General features: G+C 72.1%; 2 protein-coding genes and 1 pseudogene. All 3 read left to right on the top strand.

The window, feature by feature from the left end:
• The coding region (gene fliI, locus G3N98_RS38910) for a flagellar protein export ATPase FliI (protein ID WP_206151090.1) at positions 1 to 1,244 on the top strand (1,244 nt) is incomplete at its 5' end.
• A 5-nt stretch (positions 1,245 to 1,249) separates the two neighbouring features.
• The gene (fliJ, locus tag G3N98_RS38915; protein WP_039353905.1) at positions 1,250 to 1,708 is read left to right on the top strand and encodes a flagellar export protein FliJ; all 459 of its coding nucleotides are present in this window, start codon (positions 1,250 to 1,252) and stop codon (positions 1,706 to 1,708) included.
• A gap of 31 nt (positions 1,709 to 1,739) precedes the next feature.
• Positions 1,740 to 2,506: pseudogene (locus G3N98_RS38920) on the top strand (flagellar hook-length control protein FliK); the annotation flags it as partial.

Here is a 2,506-nt window from a genome sequence, read left to right on the forward strand (position 1 = left end):
TGGTCGGCGCCGAATGCACGATCGAACTGCCGCCCGGCAGCACGCTGCCGCACGCGGAAGCGGAAGTCGTCGGCTTCGCCGGCGACCGCCTGTTCCTGATGCCGACCACCGACGTCGCGGGCGTGCTGCCCGGCGCACGCGTGTGGCCGCGCGAAAGCGCGCCCGTCGCCGATCCGCTCGCGGGCGCGAAGCGGCTGCCGGTCGGCTGGGAAATGCTCGGGCGCGTCGTCGACGCGTCGGGCCGCCCGCTCGACGGCCTCGGCCCGCTCGCGTCGAAGGTCGACGCGCCGCTGTCGGCGCCGTCGATCAACCCGCTCGAGCGCGAACCGATCCACCACGTGCTCGACGTCGGCGTGCGCGCGATCAACGCGCTGCTCACCGTCGGCCGCGGGCAGCGGATGGGCCTGTTCGCGGGCTCCGGCGTCGGCAAGTCGGTGCTGCTCGGCACGATGGCGCGCTACACGAGCGCGGAAGTGATCGTGATCGGGCTGATCGGCGAACGCGGCCGCGAAGTGAAGGAATTCATCGAACAGATCCTCGGCGAGGACGGGCTCGCGCGCTCGGTCGTCGTCGCGGCGCCGGCCGACGTGTCGCCGCTGCTGCGGATGCAGGGCGCGGCCTACGCGACGTCGCTCGCCGAGTATTTCCGCGACCAGGGCAAGCACGTGCTGCTGCTGATGGATTCGCTCACGCGCTATGCGATGGCGCAGCGCGAGATCGCGCTGGCGATCGGCGAGCCGCCCGCGACGAAGGGCTACCCGCCGTCGGTGTTCGCGAAGCTGCCCGCGCTCGTCGAGCGCACCGGCAACGGGCCGGAGGGCGGCGGCTCGATCACCGCGTTCTACACGGTGCTGACCGAAGGCGACGACCAGCAGGACCCGATCGCCGATTCGGCGCGCGCGATCCTCGACGGCCACGTCGTGCTGTCGCGCGCGCTCGCCGAGGCCGGCCACTATCCGGCGATCGACATCGAGGCGTCGATCAGCCGCGCGATGACCGCGCTGATCGACGAAACGCATCTCGACCACGTCCGGCAGTTCAAGCAGATGCTGTCGCGCTACCAGCGCAATCGCGACCTGATCGCCGTCGGCGCATACGCGCCCGGCCGCGACGCGCAGCTCGACCGCGCGATCGCGCTCTATCCGCGCATCGAGGCGTTCCTGCAGCAGGGCTTTCGCGAATGCGCGCCGTTCGCGTCGAGCCTCGCCGGGCTCGATGCACTGTTCGACGCTTACGGAGGCTGATCCCGATGGCACACGGCTTTCCCCTTCAGTTGCTGCTCGACCGCGCGCAGGAAGACCTCGACTCCGCGACGAAGCAGCTCGGCACCGCGCAGCGCGACCGCACCGCGGCCGCCGAGCAGCTCGACGCGCTGCTGCGCTACCGCGACGAATACCACGCGCGCTTCTCGCAATCCGCGCAGCACGGGATGCCGGCCGGCAACTGGCGCAATTTCCAGGCGTTCATCGATACGCTCGACGCCGCGATCGCGCAGCAGCGCAGCGTGCTGGCCGCGGCCGAAGTCCGTATCGACGAAGCACGCCCGAACTGGCAAAACAAGAAACGCACCGTCGGCTCGTTCGAAATCCTGCAGGCGCGCGGCGTCGCGCAGGAAGCGAAGCGCGACGCCCGGCGCGAACAGCGCGACGCCGACGAACACGCCGCGAAGATCCTGCGCATGCGGGCCGACGCGGCCCGTTCGTCGTAACCGACCACCGCATTCGAACGAGAGAACCGACATGCCTCCCCTGCCCCTGCTCGGCGCGCTGCTCGACACCGCCGGCACCGCACTCAAGGCCGCCCGCGGCGCGGGTTCGTCCAGCGCCGCCGGCACCGATGCCGCGACCGCGACGACCGCCGTGCCGTTCGCGCAGACGCTGAAGCAAAGCGTCGCCACGCGTCGCGATGCGTCGAATGCCGGCGTGCCGGACGCGTCGACGCAACAGGCTTCGTCGAAGCCGGCCGCCAGCACGAAGCCGTCCGCCGCCGAAGACGACGACACGACCGACGATACGACCACGAACGCCGCCACTAACCCCGACGCCGCCGCGCTCGCGGCGGCTGCGGCCGTGCAGGCGCAACTGCAGGCGCGCACGGACAACGCGCTACCGGCCGATGCGGCCGCCGCGCAAAAGACGGCCGTGTCCGGCCAACCCGATGCCACGGCCACGCTGGCGGATCACGCGGCCAAGGACGTTACCGCGGCCACCCAGGCCGCACCGGCGACGAGCCGCGACGTGCTGCAGGACGCACTCGCCAAGCTGACGGGCGGCGCGGGCGCGATCGCGATGCCCGCAGCCGGTACGACGGCGTCCGCACCCGCCGCGACCGCGGAGACCGGCGCCACCGCGCCGCTGACACCGAAGGTGCCGACCTTCGACCGCACGCTCGCCGACGCGAAGGGCGCGCTCGCCACCCAGCAAGCGCCGGTGCAAGCCACCGCGCAGGCGCTGCAGGCCAACGCGAACGCGCAGTCGGGCGAGCAGCACGCGCCCGCGGCAGCCAG

The organism is Burkholderia sp. Tr-20390, from assembly GCF_017104595.1.
GTDB lineage: Bacteria > Pseudomonadota > Gammaproteobacteria > Burkholderiales > Burkholderiaceae > Burkholderia.